This is a genomic window from Streptomyces polygonati (genome assembly GCF_042650325.1).
GTDB lineage: Bacteria > Actinomycetota > Actinomycetes > Streptomycetales > Streptomycetaceae > Actinacidiphila > Actinacidiphila polygonati.
This window is the reverse complement of record NZ_JBHSBB010000047.1, coordinates 1-14,037: the sequence shown is the minus strand read 5'-3', so window position 1 is coordinate 14,037 and position 14,037 is coordinate 1. Positions and strand designations below refer to the sequence as shown.

Sequence of the window (14,037 nt, the reverse complement as noted above, 5' to 3'; positions counted from 1 at the left end):
CGGCGGACGGGGACGGGGGTACGTCCGCGCCGTCAGCCGGTGCGGCGGCGCGAGGCGGTCTTCTTTGCGGGCGCCTTCTTCGCGGTGGTCTTCTTGGCAGCCGTCTTCTTCGAGGCCTCCGCGCCCGACCCGCCCGCCCCCTCGTCCCGCTCCGCCGCCGCGGACCCGGCTCCCGCCGCCTTCTTCCCCGTCGGCTTTCGCGCCGGTCCCTTCGCCGGGGCCTTCTTCCGCCCCGGCGACTTCAGCTGGTGCACCGTCGCGTCCCGCTGCGGCTCCTCGTCGCCGCGTGCCTGGTCCACGGACGCCTGCAGCGCCGACATCAGGTCCACGACCTTGCCGCCCCGGCCCTCCTCGCCGGTCACCGGCGGCTCCGCGCCTTCCAGCTTCGCGCTGACCAGGGCCTCCACCGCCTGCGCGTACTCGTCGTGGTACTCGGCGAGGTCCGCCTCGCCCAGCGCTTCGATCAAGGTGTCGGCGAGCCGCAGCTCGGAGTCGCTGATGCTGACCTTGCCCCGGGGAGCGGCCTCGGCGGGGGAGTTGAGCTCGTCCGGCCAGCGCAGCGTCTGCAGCAGCAGTACGTCGTCCTGCGCGCGGATCAGCGCCAGGTGCTCGGAGTTGCGCATGGCGAACTTGCCGACCGCGGCCTTCCCCGACCGGGCCAGGGCGTCCCGCATCAGCACATAGGGCTTGTTGGCCGCGGGGGAGGACGGCGCCAGGAAGTAGGGCGTGTCGACCTGCATGGAGTCGACCGATTCCATGTCGAGGAAGCCGCTGACCTCGATGGTCTTGGCGGTGGGCAGCGGCAGCGCCTTGAGGTCGTCGTCGGTCACCTCGACCAGCTGGTCGGGGGTCTCGTAGGCGCGGCCGATGTCGGAGGCGGAGAGCACCTGCTCGTCCAGCTCGCAGGTCTTCTGGTAGCGGACGCGGCCCTGGTCGGTGCGGTGGATCTGGCGGAAGCCGATCTTGTGGCTCGACACCGCGGACCCGAGTTTCACCGGGATGGACACCAGGCCGAAGGCCAGGTTTCCCGACCAGACACTGCGCATGGCATGTCCTTTTTATCCGACTATGGGATCTTTATCGTATGCCGATCACCGAGGTCGAGGGCCGACGTCTCACGCTCAGCAACCTCGACCGGGTGCTCTGGCCGCGCACCGGCACCACCAAGGGCCAACTGCTGCACTACTACGCGACCGTGGCCGACACCCTGCTGCCGTACATCCGCGGCCGGGCGGCCAGCTTCGTCCGCACCCCCGAGGGTGTGGAGGGCCAGCGCTTCTTCCAGAAACGGCCGCCCGCCGGTACGCCCGACTGGGTGACCGTCGAGGAGACGCTGCGGCACAGCGGTGAACCGATGGACCAGGTGCAGATCAACGACCTGGCCGCCCTGATGTGGGCCGCGAATCTCGCCTGCGTGGAGATCCATGTCCACCAGTGGCCGGCCGCCGCGCCGGAGCGGGCCGACCGGCTGGTGCTGGACCTCGATCCCGGCGAGGGCCGTACGGTGATCGACTGCTGCCGGGTCGCGCTGCGGCTGCGTGAACGGCTGGCCGAGGACGGCATCGAGGTATGGGCCAAGACCAGCGGCGCCAAGGGTCTGCACCTGCTGGCACCGGTACGCGGCGCGAGTTCCGCCTCCACCACCGCCTACGCCAAGCGCGTCGCCCGCGAACTCCAGTCCCGCGACCCCGGCGCGGTGGTGGCGACGATGGCCAAGGCCGAGCGGGCGGGGCGGGTCTTCATCGACTGGTCGCAGAATTCCGCGCGCAAGACGACCGCCGCCCCCTACACCGTACGGGCGCAGGCGGCGCCGACCGTCTCCGCGCCGCTGGCCTGGGACGAGGTGGCCGCGGCGCGCGATCCGGCCGAACTGGTCCTCACCCTCCACGAGGTGCCGGGCCGGATCGCCCAGCACGGCGATCCGCTGGCCCCGCTGCTCGACCCCGGTCGCGCCGGGACCCTGCCGGACTGATCCGGCCCGGGGGCTCGGCGACGGGCGCGCCCGGCGATGACGTGATCACCTCGGTTCTCCGTACCACCGCCAGGTGGTCGGCCGGGGGCGGCCGGGCAGGTCCAGCCGGCCGGTCGACCAGAGCAGGGCCGGCCACGGCTCGGCGTCCGCGGGCGCGTCCGGGAACAGCCGGTGCAGGACCCGGGCGCACAGGTCCGCGGGCGGCTCCCAGCTGATGTCCAGCCCGGCGGTCAGGTCGTGGGTGTGCACCAGGGTCTCCACCACGCCCATCGCGCCGAAACCCTCCGGGTCGGAGGCCCCGAAGACATGGTGGGAGCGGACCCCGGGCGCCGTCACCCGCACCATGGCCACCAGCAGCGCTCCGCACGCCTCCAGTACCCGGATCAGCCCCCCGGTGCCCTCGGCCCGGTCGGCGGAGATGGTGTTGGCCGGCCCGCCGGGTGAGCGCCGCTGCCAGCCGAAGGGCACATGGGAGGTCAACGACGGCTTGCGGGGGCCGAGTTGACCGGCGTATGCGAACAGGTCGTCGGCCAGGTGCTCCGCCGTCTCCCAGCGTGACCAGTCCAGCGAGCCCGCGCGGTCGTCCCAGCTCTCCGCCGGTATTTGGCGCAGCGCGTCCAGGCACAGGCGGACGGCGAGGTCGACATCGTCGGCGGTGACGGGACCGGGCGTACGCATCGGTGATCGGCTCACGCCAGGCACCGTACCGTCCGGCCCCGTCCCGCCGTCACCCCGTCCTGGCGCCGCTCAGTCCGAGGCGGTGGAGGCCACGAAGTCGGCGACCGCCCGGGAGAAGCGCTCCGGCTCCTCGATGTGGCCGAAGTGTCCGCTGCCTTCCAGCACCACCAGCTCCGAGCCGGGAATGAGCTTGTTGAGTTCCTCCGCCCAGCGCACCCCGCAGATCACGTCATGGCGGCCGACCACGACAAGGGCGGGGACGCCGAGCGACCCGAGCGCCGCCCGGTCGTCGATGACGTCCGGGCCGCCGTTCGCGTCGAGGCCCGAGATGTGCGAGCCGCCCACCGCCGCCCGCAGGGGTGCCAGCTCCTCCTCGCGACTCCAGTAGTCGGCGAAGTAGGCCGGCAGCAGCCCCCGCGCCGCCGCGGTGAACTCCTCGTCGTTCGAGATGGCGGGGACCGACTGGAGAGCGCCGAGGACCTCCGGCAGCTCCGGACGGTCCGCGAACCTCGTCGCGAACTCCCCGACCTTGCGCATGGCCTCCGCGCCGAACTCGGGCCCGGTGGCCGCCGCGCTCTCGTACAGGATGACGCCGGCCAGCCGGTCGGCGTGGCGCAGCGCGTAGTGCTGGGCGACGAAGCCGCCGTGCGAGTGGCCCAGCAGATGGACCCGCGGCACGGCGAGGTGGTCGATCAGCGCGTCGAGAAAGCTCGTGTACAGATCCCGGGTGTAACCGTGCGGGTGGTTCGGAAGGCGGCCCGAACCGCCGGTGCCGACCGGTTCCGGATAGACGACGGTCAGGTGCTCCTCCACGGCGGGCATCCGCAAGTACTCCCAGCGGATCCCGGGGCCGCCGGAATGCGCCACGCACACCGGACCGGTGCCGTGGACGTGATAGCGCTGGGTGATGCCCTGGATGTCGACGGTATGGGCGCCGTGCGACAGCGGATGCCGGGCGACGGTGTTCATGGGGGCTCCGATCCTGGTGGTGCGGGGAACACCGACAGGACGCGGGGACGGGAGCGAAGTTCGATTCGGCGGATGTGACGGCGGTCACATCGCGCGGGCCGCGGTCGTTACGCCGTGCGCCGGCTGCCCGGCCGGCCGCGGGTGGAAGAGCCGCAGTCGGCGCACCCGGCCGGCTTCCAGGGACATCACCCAGGTCACCGCGGGCGGGCAGTGCTCCGGGTCCTGCGCCGGACTGGTCATGTCCATCTCCCACAGGACCAGGGACCGGCTCGCCACCACATCGACGAGGCGCTGGCGCACCCCGGCGGCCAGATCGCCCTCCATGCCCTTGACCAGCAGCTCGCCGCCGCCCACCGGTTCGTTGCCGCTCAGCAGGGTGATGTCCGGCGCCCAGCGCTCCGCCAGCAGTTCGGCGAACGCGCCGCGCTCCGCGGCGGCCAGCGTCTCGCGGGCCTCCCTGCGGCTGGCGGCGGCCAGCCGGGCCGTATCACTGTGCGCCGAGGCGGCGGTGGCGGTGAGCGCTTCGGCCAGCTTGGCGCGCGCCTGGCTGAGCCGGCTGCGGACGGTGCCGACCGGCAGCCCGCAGACCGCCGCTATCCGCTCGTACGACGTGATGTCGGTACTGAAGTGCCGCAGTATGAGCGGCATCCGCAACGTGGGGGAGAGATCCTCGATCGCGCGCCACACCCAGTCCTGGAGGGCGTGCCGGTCCAGGGCCTGTTCCGGGGTGGGCGCCGCCGAGGGCAGTTCGAGATCCTCGACGCGCTCGGTGTACCGCGTGGACCGCAATCGGGTCAGACACGCGTTCCGTACGATCATCCGCAGCCACGGGCCGACCGCCGCGGGGTCCCGGACGTCACCGATCCGCCGCAGCGCGGTGAGCGCGGCGTCCTGCACGGCGTCGTCCGTGTCCGGGCCGTGCCCCAGGAGGCTCAGCGCGACCGCGCGCATGCCCGCCTGATGCCGCTCCAGCAGAAGTCCCAGCGCCACCACGTCCCCGGACTGGGCGGCTCGGGTGAGCTCGGCGTCCGCGAGCCAGGTGCTCGTCATGACGATCCGCCTTCTCTTCCTTGTCGCGTGCTTCCCGCTTCCGGGCCTCACCTGCTGCGAACCGGACCCGGCGGGGGTCCATTCCCCGGGCGGTCGGGGCGCCGCGGTCAGTGCGCCCCGGCGCTCCGCAGCCGCTGGTCGGTGACACCGCCGGGGCACTCGCGGCGCCGCTCCCATCCGGCGAGGTCGGCTCCCACCCGGTAGGCGCTGTTCAGGAAATCCAGGGCGGTGCCCCACGGGTCGCTCGCGGCCCGCGCGTCGTCGTACATCAGCAGGGCCAGGTGGCTGCCCCGGCTGTCCGCCCACTCGGCGGTCTCCGGACGAAGGGGGCGGGTGGTGAGGTCGTCCGGTTCGGGGGCGGTGTAGGAGTAGAAGGCGGGCGCCGGGACGTCTGCGTCGCCGAACCAGAATCCGGCGCTGATCACCTCGCGCGAGTACGCCTCACGGGTGACCGGATCGGCGCCGGCCGGGGGCTCCACCTCGCGCTCGGAGAAGCGGGTGACGGCGATGTCGAAGGTGTGCCAGAAGTGGTGCACCGGGCTGGTCTTGCCGGAGAAACCCGCCGCGTACTCCTCCAGCAGCAGATTCACCTGGCTGAGAACCCGCCAGTAGCGGGTGACGGCGGCCGGGTCGTAGGCGTGGTGCTCGTGGTCCTCGGCGAAGGGCCGGCGGGCGTCGGGCAGGTCGTACGGATAGGGGTGCTCGGGCTCCACCCCGATACCGAGGGAGATCAGCGCGGTCAGGGTGTCCCGGTAGAAGTCGGCGACGGACCGGCCGGTGAGCGGGAAGGACGCCTCCCGGCCGGACAGGGTGCGCACCGCCAGGCGGTGCGCGACGAAGTCGAAGTCGACGCAGAAGGTCTCGCCGCCCTGGACCGGGCCCATCGGCCGGGTGGTGATGCCCTGCCCGGTCAGGTGGAACGGCACATTCCACCAGTGGTTGCGGCGGGGGCTGCCGGCCAGCCGGATCTTGCCGACGATCTGCAGGAACCGGTGCAGGGTCTCCTTCGTGTCCCGCCAGGACTCCAGGGGCAGGTTCGGGAAGAGTTCCACGTCGCTCTCCAGGATCAGCGGGCCGTTGCCGGGGGGCGATACTTCCCCTGGCTCTCCCCGGTCATCTTCGGCAACTCCGGCGCCGCGCGCCAGCGCACGGCAGTCGCAGGGGCGCTCCGGCCCCGGCGCAGCGCGGTGGCCAGGTCGGGCACGATCTTCTGCGCGCCGACCACCCAGACCGCCCGGGCGGCGCCGAAGGCGTACGGGGCGAGCTGGCTGCCGGAGGCGGAGGCCGTCACCAGCTTGCCGTCCTCGGTGACGGCGTGGACGCTGCCCACCACCACATCGGGAGCGGACCGGGTGACCCGGACGTCGTCGGAGCGGGTGGCCATGTCCCAGTCCGCCTGCTCGGCCCGCAGGCTCCTGTACCGCCCGGACTGGTCGATGTCCGCGGCGATGCCCGACGAGCGCAGCGTCTCGCTGGCCGAGACCGCTCAGGACGAGGCGGGTGTGAAGTGCGCGGTCACCGTCACGGTGGTGCGCCCGGTCAACATGCCCAGCTTGTTCCAGGTCAGCCCGAAGGCGGCGCGGTCCACGGTCGTTTCCGCGCTCAAGGTCACCGCGTCACCCGCGCGGGCGATGTCGGCGGCGACATTGAGGGGCTGCGTGACTCCTCGCACGGTGAGTTCACCGGTCACCTCGACCTTGCCCCGCGCGTCGATTTCCGCGTGGCGGGCCGTGTAGCCGATCGCCGGGTGCTCCTCGGTGTCGAAGAAGTCGGCGCTGCGCAGGTGGACGTCGCGCTTGGCGTGGCCGGTGTCGAGCGAGGACGCGGCGATGGTCAGGGCGCCGCGGGCGGTGCCGTCGGGCTGGACCTCCCCTTCTCCCGCGAGGTCGGCGAAGGTGCCTTTGACGGTGACCAGACCCCACAGGGTCTTGTGCCGTAGGGCGAAGGACGACCGGGTCGGGTCGAGGATCCAGCGGCCGGTCCGGACGGCCGGGGTCGTCGCGTCGGTTGCCTGGGTGGGGGATTCGGACATGGCACATCGCCTTTCGGGGGTGGACGCGCGGGTGGACGCGCGAGCTGCGAGAAGCAGGGGGGCGAGCAGACCGGAAACAAGTTGAGAAACGTTCAATGAGTATCCGGATATTAAGTAGCCAGTGAGACAATAACTGGTGTTGATACTCTGGGGCAAGCGCAGTCGCACCGCACGAGAGGAGCACCGCAACGTGACGCAGCAGGTGGGGGCCGACCCCGGTGAGCAGCTCGGCGCCTGTCCCGACCCGGAGGATCTGGCGCTGCTGGCCCAGTGGGACGTGATGCAGTCCGGCATGCGGCGGCTGAGCGACCAGCTCCTCAGTGACGTGGAAGCCGAAGCCGGTCTGGCGCCGTCGTCCTTCCAGGTGCTGTGGTTCCTGCTCACCGCGGCCGGCAACAGCGCGCCGATGAACCAGCTCACCGCCACCCTCGGATTCACCACCGCGGGTACGACCAAGGTCGCCGACCGCCTCGCCGCCGCCGGGCTGCTCGAGCGGCGCCAGCTCCCGGCCGACCGCCGTATCACCCTGGCCACGCTCACCGACGCCGGGCGGAAGGCGGCCGTCACCGCCGCGCTGACCCTGGCCGGCGCGCTTCGTGAACGGGTCGTCCGGTCGCTGGGGGCCGAGGGGTTCGCCGATCTGTCCAGCACGCTCCGGTCCCTCGACCCGGCTCCCGACCAGCACTGCGGCTGACTGCTCCGCGCTGGGTCCTCCCGGGTGTTCGGCAAGTTGACGAACACCCGAAAGCCAGCTGAGGTAGATCCGGTAACTTTGCCTTCTGAGAATCCCGCGAGCAGGATCCGGAACCGCCGGGTCGCCCCCGCTCCACAGGAGCTCGTCTCACGAGGGACATCGAGGGACATGATGGACGCGACCGCCACCGCCGACCGCTTCGACCTGCCCGCCAGCGCGCGAGCGGTGCTGCGCGCCCTGGCCGTCGACGGTCCGGCGACCCGGCCGCAGCTCAGCGCGGTGCTGGCACTGTCCCGCCCCACGATGTCGGTGGCGATGGCCGAGCTCTCGCGGCTCGGTCTGGTGGCGGGCCAGGGCAGTTCGCGGGGTGCCACCGGGCGCAGCGCGGTGGTCTACTCGCTGGCCTCCCGGGCCGGCCACGTCCTCGGTGTGGAGATCGGGGCCACCGGGGTCAGGGCGGCGGCCTACACCCTGGACGGCCGGGAGATCGGTTCCGCCGAGGAACGGCTGCCGGCCGACGCCCCCACCGTCACCCCGGAGGCCGCCGACGCCGCCGCGGGTGTCGTCCGGAAGGTGCGCGACGAGGTCGCGGGACACCACGGCCCGCTGCGCGAAGTGGTGGTGGCGGCGCCGACGCTCCCCAACACCGAGCGCGGGGGCGGTCTGCGACCGCACGGCACCGCCCGGATCACCGAGGCCCTGGGGATGCCCCCGGGCGTGCCGGTGACCGTGGAGAACAACGTCAACTGCGCGGCTGTCGCCGAGCACCGCTTCGGTGTGGCCCGCAATCAGCAGATGTTCGCGTACATCCAGGTGGGCGTGAAGATCGGCGTGGGGATCGTGCTGGACGGCCGGCTGATGCAGGGTGCCAACGGCGCGGCCGGCGAGGCCGCCATGCTGCCGTTCCCCTGGTCGGGCTCCCAGCCGCCCCGGCGGGCCGGACTGGAGCAGTTTCTGGGCTCCGACGCGCTGATGGAGCGGTGCGCCGCCGCCTGGCCGGCCGCCGGCGCCGGTCCGGTGCCCCGCGACGCCAAAGCCCTGTTCGAGGCGGCGGCCGGCGGACACGCCGTCGCGCGCCGGGTGGTGGACCAGCACTCCACGGACATCGGCCGGCTGGTGGCCGCCGTGGTCGCGCTGATCGACCCGGGCCTGGTGGTGCTCGGCGGCGGGGTCGGCCAGAACCAGCTGGTGCTGCTCGAAGTCCGCCGCACCGTACGCGAGCTGACATGGGACACCGAGGTGACGGTCGGCGGACTCGGCGACCGCGCCACCTTGCTGGGCGCGGTGCACGTCGCCGTCACCCGGGCGCTGGACTCGATGGCCTGAGCGCGGCGGCCGCCGCCGGGCCGGGGGATCCCCGCCGGGGGCTCCGGAGGGGGGACGAGGACGCGGCGCGGTCCGGCGCTCCCCCGAGGAGCGCCGGACCGCACCGCGTCCGGACATCGGTCTCAGTAGGGGTAGGCCACCGGCTCGTGCTGGACCGTCAGCCAGCGCAGCTCGGTGAACTCGTGCAGGTTGGACTCGCCGCCCGACCGTCCGCCCAGGCCCGAGGCGCCGCGCCCGCCGAACGGAGCGCGCGCCTCGTCCAGGCAGGTCGTGTCGTTGACGTGCACCATGGCAGCGCCGAGCCGCAGGGCCAGCCGCCGGCCCCGCTCCGGGTCGCCGGTGACGACCGCGTCGACCAGGCCGTACGGCGTGTCGTTGGCGACGGCCAGGGCCTCCTCCTCGCTGTCCACCGCCAGCACCGGCGCGATGGGGGCGAAGATCTCCTCCGTCCACAGCGCCATGTCCCGGGTGACACCGGTCACCACGGTCGGACGGTGGAACAGCCCCTCGCCGTCACCGCCCGCCACGATCGTCGCGCCCGCGTCGACCGCGTCGGCCAGCAGCTTGCGGGCCCGCTCGCGCTGCTCGGTGCTGATCATCGGACCCAGGCCCACCCCGTCCTCGGCCGGATCGCCGACGGTGATGCGGGCGGCCCGCGCCGCCAGGTCGGCGACATAGCGGTCGAACACCGGCCGGAGCACGATGTGGCGCCCGGCGGTGATGCAGGTCTGGCCCTGGTAGTGGAAGGCCGACCAGGCACCGATCTGTCCGGCCTGGTCCAGGTCGGCGTCGTCCAGCACGATCAGGGCGTTGTTGCCGCCCAGTTCGAGGGAGACCTTCTTCAGCCGGCCGCCCGCCTCCCGGGCGATGGAGCGCCCGACCGCACTGGAACCGGTGAAGTGCACCATCGCTATGTCCGGGTGGGCGGTGAGCGCCTCGCCGGTGTCCTGTCCGCCCGGGACCACCTGGAGGACCCCGGCCGGCAGTCCGGCCGCAGCGAACACGTCGGCCAGCAGCAGTCCACCGCTCAGCGGGGTGTGCGGCGAGGGCTTGAGGACCACCGCGTTGCCGACGGCGAGCGCCGGGGCCAGTACGCGCATGGCCAGCACCAGCGGGAAGTTCCACGGGGTGATCACCCCGATGACGCCCAGCGGGACGCGCAGCGCGACGCTCTCACGGCCCGGCGCGCGGGAGGGCAGCGTCTCGGACAGCGCGGCGCCCGCCAGCGCGGCGGCCTCGTACAGCTCGTCGATGGCGCCGGCCACCTCGTACTCGGCCTTGCCCCGGATCGACCCGGTCTCCCGGACGATGAGGTCGGCGAACTCGGCGGACCGCGCCCGCAGCCGTTCGGCGACGTTCCGCAGCAGGTCGGCCCGGGTGCCGAAGTCGGTCGCCGCCCAGGCCCGGCCGGCCGCGGCGGCCTCGCGCGCCGCGCGGTCGAGGTCGGCGGGCGACGCCCAGCCGGCGCTGCCGAGCGGCTCCTGGCGTGCCTTGTCCAGAACGGCCGAGGTACGCCCGTCCTCGGCCGGGACGAACGCCCCGCCGATGAAGAGAGCGCCGTCCCAGGGGTTCGGCGTGGATGGGGTCGGCATACGGGCCTCCGTGTTCGAAGTGCTGATCGTGCGGGTGGAGCGCCGAGGAGCTGTGTTTGTTAACCTTCCGAACTCTGAACTTAGCAGCGAGGGGCGAGTTTGAGGAGTGGGGGCCTGGTAAAGGACGCTCCCGGCCCGCCGGTCCGCCTACCCGGGGCGCGCCCGCCCGGCACCGCACCCGCCCCCGGGTCGCCCGCGCTCCGCGGTGAGCGCGCCTCGGCCCCGTCCGCCGACCCCCGTGCCAGCATCGTCAAGACCACGTCAACGTCGCGGCCTCGGGCGCAAGGGAAGCGTCAATGAGCGCCGATACCCCGCCGAGCAGGCGGTTTCTTTGGGGAGCCGGAATTTCCGGCACCTGCTCCTCCAGCTTCCTGCCCATCCGACGATCCGGGGTTCCACCCATGTCCGATCTCGTTTTCATCGCCGTGACGATCGCGGTGTTCGCTGTGCTCGCCCTCGTGGCCAAGGGGGTCGAGAAGCTGTGAGCGCGGAGAACATCGTCGGCCTCATAGTGGCCTGCGGCCTGCTCGGGTATCTCGTGCTGGCCCTGATCCACCCGGAGAAGTTCTAGTGAACGACACTTTGGCGGGCTGGCTCCAGATACTCGCCCTGATCGGCGCGCTGGCGCTCACCTACCGCCCGCTGGGCGACTACATGGCCCGTATCCTCACCACCGGCAAGCACCTGGCGGTCGAGAAGGGCATCTACAGACTCGCGGGCGTCGACGGCGACGCCGACCAGCGCTGGCCGGTCTATCTGCGCAGCGTGCTCGCCTTCTCCGTCATATCGGTGCTGTTCCTGTACGGATTCCAGCGGCTGCAGAACCACCTGCTGCTCTCCCTGGGCTTCCCGCCGGTCAAGGCGGACCAGGCCTTCAACACCGCGGCCTCCTTCGTCACCAACACCAACTGGCAGTCGTACTCCGGCGAAGTCACCATGGGCCACCTGGTCCAGATGATGGGCCTGGCGGTGCAGAACTTCGTGTCCGCTGCCGTGGGCATAGCGGTGGTCGCCGTGCTGATCCGGGGCTTCACCCGCAAGCACACCGACCGGGTCGGCAACTTCTGGGTGGACCTGACCCGCGTCACCGTACGGCTGCTGCTCCCGCTGGCGTTCGTCTTCGCCATCGTGCTGGTCGCGGTCGGCGTGATCCAGAACTTCCACGGCATCCACGAGATCACCACCCTGGTGGGCGACAAGCAGTCGATCACCGGCGGTCCGGTCGCCTCGCAGGAGGCGATCAAGGAACTGGGCACCAACGGCGGCGGCTTCTACAACGCCAACTCCGCCCACCCGTTCGAGAACCCCACCGGCTTCAGCAACCTGCTGGAGATCTACCTCATGCTGGTGATCTCCTTCTCGCTGCCGCGCACCTTCGGCAAGATGGTCGGCGACCACCGCCAGGGCTACGCGATCCTCGCCGTGATGGGCCTGATCTGGGCCGCGTCGGTCGCCCTGATCACCGTCAACGAACTGCACAGCTACAGCAGCGCGGCCGGCCACGCGGCGGGCGGCATGCTGGAGGGCAAGGAACAGCGGTTCGGCGTCTGGGCGTCGGCGCTGTTCGCCGCGTCGACCACGCTGACCTCCACCGGCGCCGTCAACTCCTTCCATGATTCGTTCTCGCCGGGCGGCGGCGGTATGACGATCTTCAACATGATGCTCGGCGAGGTCGCGCCCGGCGGTACGGGCTCGGGTCTCTACGGCATCCTCATCCTGGCGATCATCGCGGTCTTCGTGGCCGGTCTGATGGTCGGCCGGACCCCGGAATACCTCGGCAAGAAGCTCGGCGCCCGGGAGATGAAGTTCGCCTCGCTCTACATCCTGGCCACCCCGGCCGTGGTGCTGATCGGCACCGGCGCCGCCATGTCGCTGAAGGGCGAGCGCGCCTCGATGCTCAACAGCGGCCCGCACGGTTTCTCCGAGGTGCTCTACGCCTTCACCTCCGCGGCCAACAACAACGGCTCCGCGTTCGCCGGCATCGGCGTCAACACCCACTGGTACAACACGGCGCTGGGTCTGGCGATGCTCTTCGGCCGCTTCCTGCCGATGATCTTCGTGCTGGCACTCGCCGGTTCGCTCGCCAAGCAGCAGTCCGTCCCGGTGACCGCCGGCACGCTGCCCACGCACCGACCACAGTTCGTCGGTCTGGTCACGGCCGTGATCATCGTGGTCGTCGGCCTCACCTATTTCCCCGCGCTCGCGCTGGGTCCGCTCGCGGAAGGTCTGCACTGATGTCCCTGACCACTGACCGGCCTCCGGTCCCGACCGGCGGCGGCACCGCCGCCGCCCAGCCGCCGCACCGCATATCCGGCGGCCTGCTCGACCCCAAGATGCTGCTGGTCGCCTTTCCGGAGGCCCTGCGCAAACTCGACCCCCGACTGCTGGCGCGCAACCCGGTGATGTTCGTGGTCGGCGTCGGAGCGCTGCTGACCACGCTGGAGGCGGTCAAGGAGCCGAGCGTCTTCGCCTGGGTGATCTCCGCCTGGCTCTGGCTGACCGCGGTCTTCGCCAATCTGGCCGAGGCGGTGGCCGAAGGCCGGGGCAAGGCGCAGGCCGAGACCCTGCGCCGTACCAAGACCGAGACCGTCGCCCGCCGACTGCTCGACTGGCGGCCCGGCGCGTTCTCCGCGCGCGAGGAGTCCGTCCCGGCGGCCGAACTGCGCCTCGGCGACCATGTGGTGGTCGAGGTCGGACAGATCATCCCGGGCGACGGCGACGTCGTCGAAGGCATCGCCTCGGTCGACGAGTCGGCCATCACCGGTGAGTCCGCGCCGGTCATCCGCGAGTCGGGCGGCGACCGCAGCGCGGTCACCGGCGGCACCCGGGTGCTGTCGGACCGGATCGTGGTCCGGATCACCTCGAAGCCGGGTGAGACGTTCATCGACCGGATGATCGCGCTGGTCGAGGGCGCCTCCCGGCAGAAGACGCCCAACGAGATCGCGCTGAACATCCTGCTGGCGTCGCTGACCATCGTCTTCCTGCTGGCCGTGGTCACCCTCCAGCCGATGGCGATCTTCGCGGGCGCCGAGCAGTCCATCGTGGTCCTGGTGGCGCTGGTGGTGGCGCTGATCCCGACCACCATCGGGGCGCTGCTGTCCGCGATCGGCATCGCCGGCATGGACCGGCTGGTGCAGCGCAATGTGCTGGCGATGTCCGGCCGGGCCGTCGAGGCGGCCGGCGACGTCAACACGCTGCTGCTGGACAAGACCGGCACCATCACCCTCGGCAACCGGCAGGCGGCCGAATTCCTGCCGGTCGGGGGAACGAGTGTCAATGAACTGGCCGACGCCGCCCAGCTGTCCTCGCTGTCCGACGAGACTCCCGAGGGCCGCTCCATCGTGGTGCTGGCCAAGGAGCGCTACGGCCTGCGCGGTCGCGCCGAGGGGGAGTTGGGCAACGCCGAGTTCGTGCCGTTCACCGCGCAGACCCGGATGAGCGGTGTCGACCTGGTCGAGGACGGCGACCACCGCGCGCTGCGCAAGGGCGCCGCCACCTCGGTCATGCACTGGATACGGGAGAACGGCGGCCACCCCACGGAGGAGGTCGGCCCGCTGGTCGACGGCATCGCCTCCAGTGGCGGCACCCCGCTGGTGGTCGGTGAGGTCGTCACCCGGGAGGGGCGGACCACCGCGTCGGTGCTGGGTGTGATCAATCTGAAGGACGTCGTCAAGTCGGGGATGCGGGAGCGGTTCGACGAGCTGCGCCGGATGGGGATCCGGAC

The 14,037-nt window shown here is 71.8% G+C and carries 15 protein-coding genes; 7 read left to right on the top strand and 8 right to left on the bottom strand.

From position 1 onward, the window contains the following. Positions 1-32: 32 nt before the first annotated feature. Positions 33-1,046 (bottom strand): non-homologous end joining protein Ku, encoded by a 1,014-nt coding sequence (gene ku, locus ACFO3J_RS32975; protein WP_386437546.1) that lies wholly within the window; start codon positions 1,044-1,046, stop codon positions 33-35. Positions 1,047-1,084: 38 nt separating this feature from the next. On the opposite strand from ku, the gene ligD reads away from it, so the two are divergent. Beyond that, on the top strand, positions 1,085-1,972 hold the full coding sequence (gene ligD, locus ACFO3J_RS32970) for a non-homologous end-joining DNA ligase (RefSeq protein WP_386437543.1): 888 nt from the start codon (positions 1,085-1,087) through the stop codon (positions 1,970-1,972). 45 nt (positions 1,973-2,017) lie between these two features. On the opposite strand, the gene ACFO3J_RS32965 is transcribed toward ligD, so the two are convergent. The 6 genes from ACFO3J_RS32965 to ACFO3J_RS32940 all read right to left on the bottom strand — a co-directional run bounded on the left by ACFO3J_RS32965 (position 2,018) and on the right by ACFO3J_RS32940 (position 6,701). Beyond that, the gene (locus tag ACFO3J_RS32965) at positions 2,018-2,665 is read right to left on the bottom strand and encodes a hypothetical protein (protein WP_386437540.1); all 648 of its coding nucleotides are present in this window, start codon (positions 2,663-2,665) and stop codon (positions 2,018-2,020) included. Positions 2,666-2,719: 54 nt separating this feature from the next. Continuing rightward, complete coding sequence (locus tag ACFO3J_RS32960; RefSeq protein WP_386437537.1) at positions 2,720-3,619, bottom strand: alpha/beta fold hydrolase; 900 nt, start codon at positions 3,617-3,619, stop codon at positions 2,720-2,722. 84 nt (positions 3,620-3,703) lie between these two features. Further along, positions 3,704-4,669 (bottom strand): RNA polymerase sigma factor, encoded by a 966-nt coding sequence (locus tag ACFO3J_RS32955; RefSeq protein WP_386437534.1) that lies wholly within the window; start codon positions 4,667-4,669, stop codon positions 3,704-3,706. 107 nt (positions 4,670-4,776) lie between these two features. Further along, a complete protein-coding gene (locus ACFO3J_RS32950) occupies positions 4,777-5,721 on the bottom strand; it encodes a DUF5996 family protein (RefSeq protein ID WP_386437531.1) in 945 nt (314 codons plus the stop codon). Positions 5,722-5,735: 14 nt separating this feature from the next. Next, positions 5,736-6,134: an LUD domain-containing protein gene (locus ACFO3J_RS32945; protein WP_386437695.1), complete on the bottom strand. Its 399-nt coding sequence runs from the start codon at positions 6,132-6,134 to the stop codon at positions 5,736-5,738. 21 nt (positions 6,135-6,155) lie between these two features. Continuing rightward, positions 6,156-6,701: a YceI family protein gene (locus ACFO3J_RS32940; protein ID WP_386437529.1), complete on the bottom strand. Its 546-nt coding sequence runs from the start codon at positions 6,699-6,701 to the stop codon at positions 6,156-6,158. A 190-nt stretch (positions 6,702-6,891) separates the two neighbouring features. Here ACFO3J_RS32940 and ACFO3J_RS32935 point away from each other — a divergent pair, with 190 nt between their 5' ends. Continuing rightward, the gene (locus ACFO3J_RS32935; protein ID WP_386437527.1) at positions 6,892-7,395 is read left to right on the top strand and encodes a MarR family winged helix-turn-helix transcriptional regulator; all 504 of its coding nucleotides are present in this window, start codon (positions 6,892-6,894) and stop codon (positions 7,393-7,395) included. Positions 7,396-7,563: 168 nt separating this feature from the next. Next, the gene (locus tag ACFO3J_RS32930; RefSeq protein ID WP_386437524.1) at positions 7,564-8,721 is read left to right on the top strand and encodes an ROK family transcriptional regulator; all 1,158 of its coding nucleotides are present in this window, start codon (positions 7,564-7,566) and stop codon (positions 8,719-8,721) included. 122 nt (positions 8,722-8,843) lie between these two features. Here ACFO3J_RS32930 and ACFO3J_RS32925 read toward each other — a convergent pair whose 3' ends face one another. Further along, positions 8,844-10,313 (bottom strand): aldehyde dehydrogenase family protein, encoded by a 1,470-nt coding sequence (locus ACFO3J_RS32925; RefSeq protein ID WP_386437521.1) that lies wholly within the window; start codon positions 10,311-10,313, stop codon positions 8,844-8,846. Between the two features lie 296 nt (positions 10,314-10,609). Here ACFO3J_RS32925 and ACFO3J_RS32920 point away from each other — a divergent pair, with 296 nt between their 5' ends. From ACFO3J_RS32920 to kdpB, 4 genes are all read left to right on the top strand, one after another. After that, the gene (locus ACFO3J_RS32920; protein ID WP_386437518.1) at positions 10,610-10,798 is read left to right on the top strand and encodes a hypothetical protein; all 189 of its coding nucleotides are present in this window, start codon (positions 10,610-10,612) and stop codon (positions 10,796-10,798) included. Further along, entirely contained in the window at positions 10,795-10,884 is a 90-nt protein-coding gene (gene kdpF / locus ACFO3J_RS32915) for a K(+)-transporting ATPase subunit F (protein ID WP_386437515.1), read from the top strand. The genes ACFO3J_RS32920 and kdpF overlap by 4 nt, the downstream gene beginning before the upstream one ends. Further along, positions 10,884-12,548 carry a potassium-transporting ATPase subunit KdpA gene (kdpA, locus tag ACFO3J_RS32910; protein WP_386437512.1) on the top strand — a complete coding sequence of 555 codons (1,665 nt, stop codon included), beginning with the start codon at positions 10,884-10,886 and terminating at the stop codon, positions 12,546-12,548. The genes kdpF and kdpA overlap by 1 nt, the downstream gene beginning before the upstream one ends. Then, the coding region (gene kdpB, locus ACFO3J_RS32905) for a potassium-transporting ATPase subunit KdpB (RefSeq protein ID WP_386437509.1) at positions 12,548-14,037 on the top strand (1,490 nt) is incomplete at its 3' end. The genes kdpA and kdpB, both read left to right, overlap by 1 nt.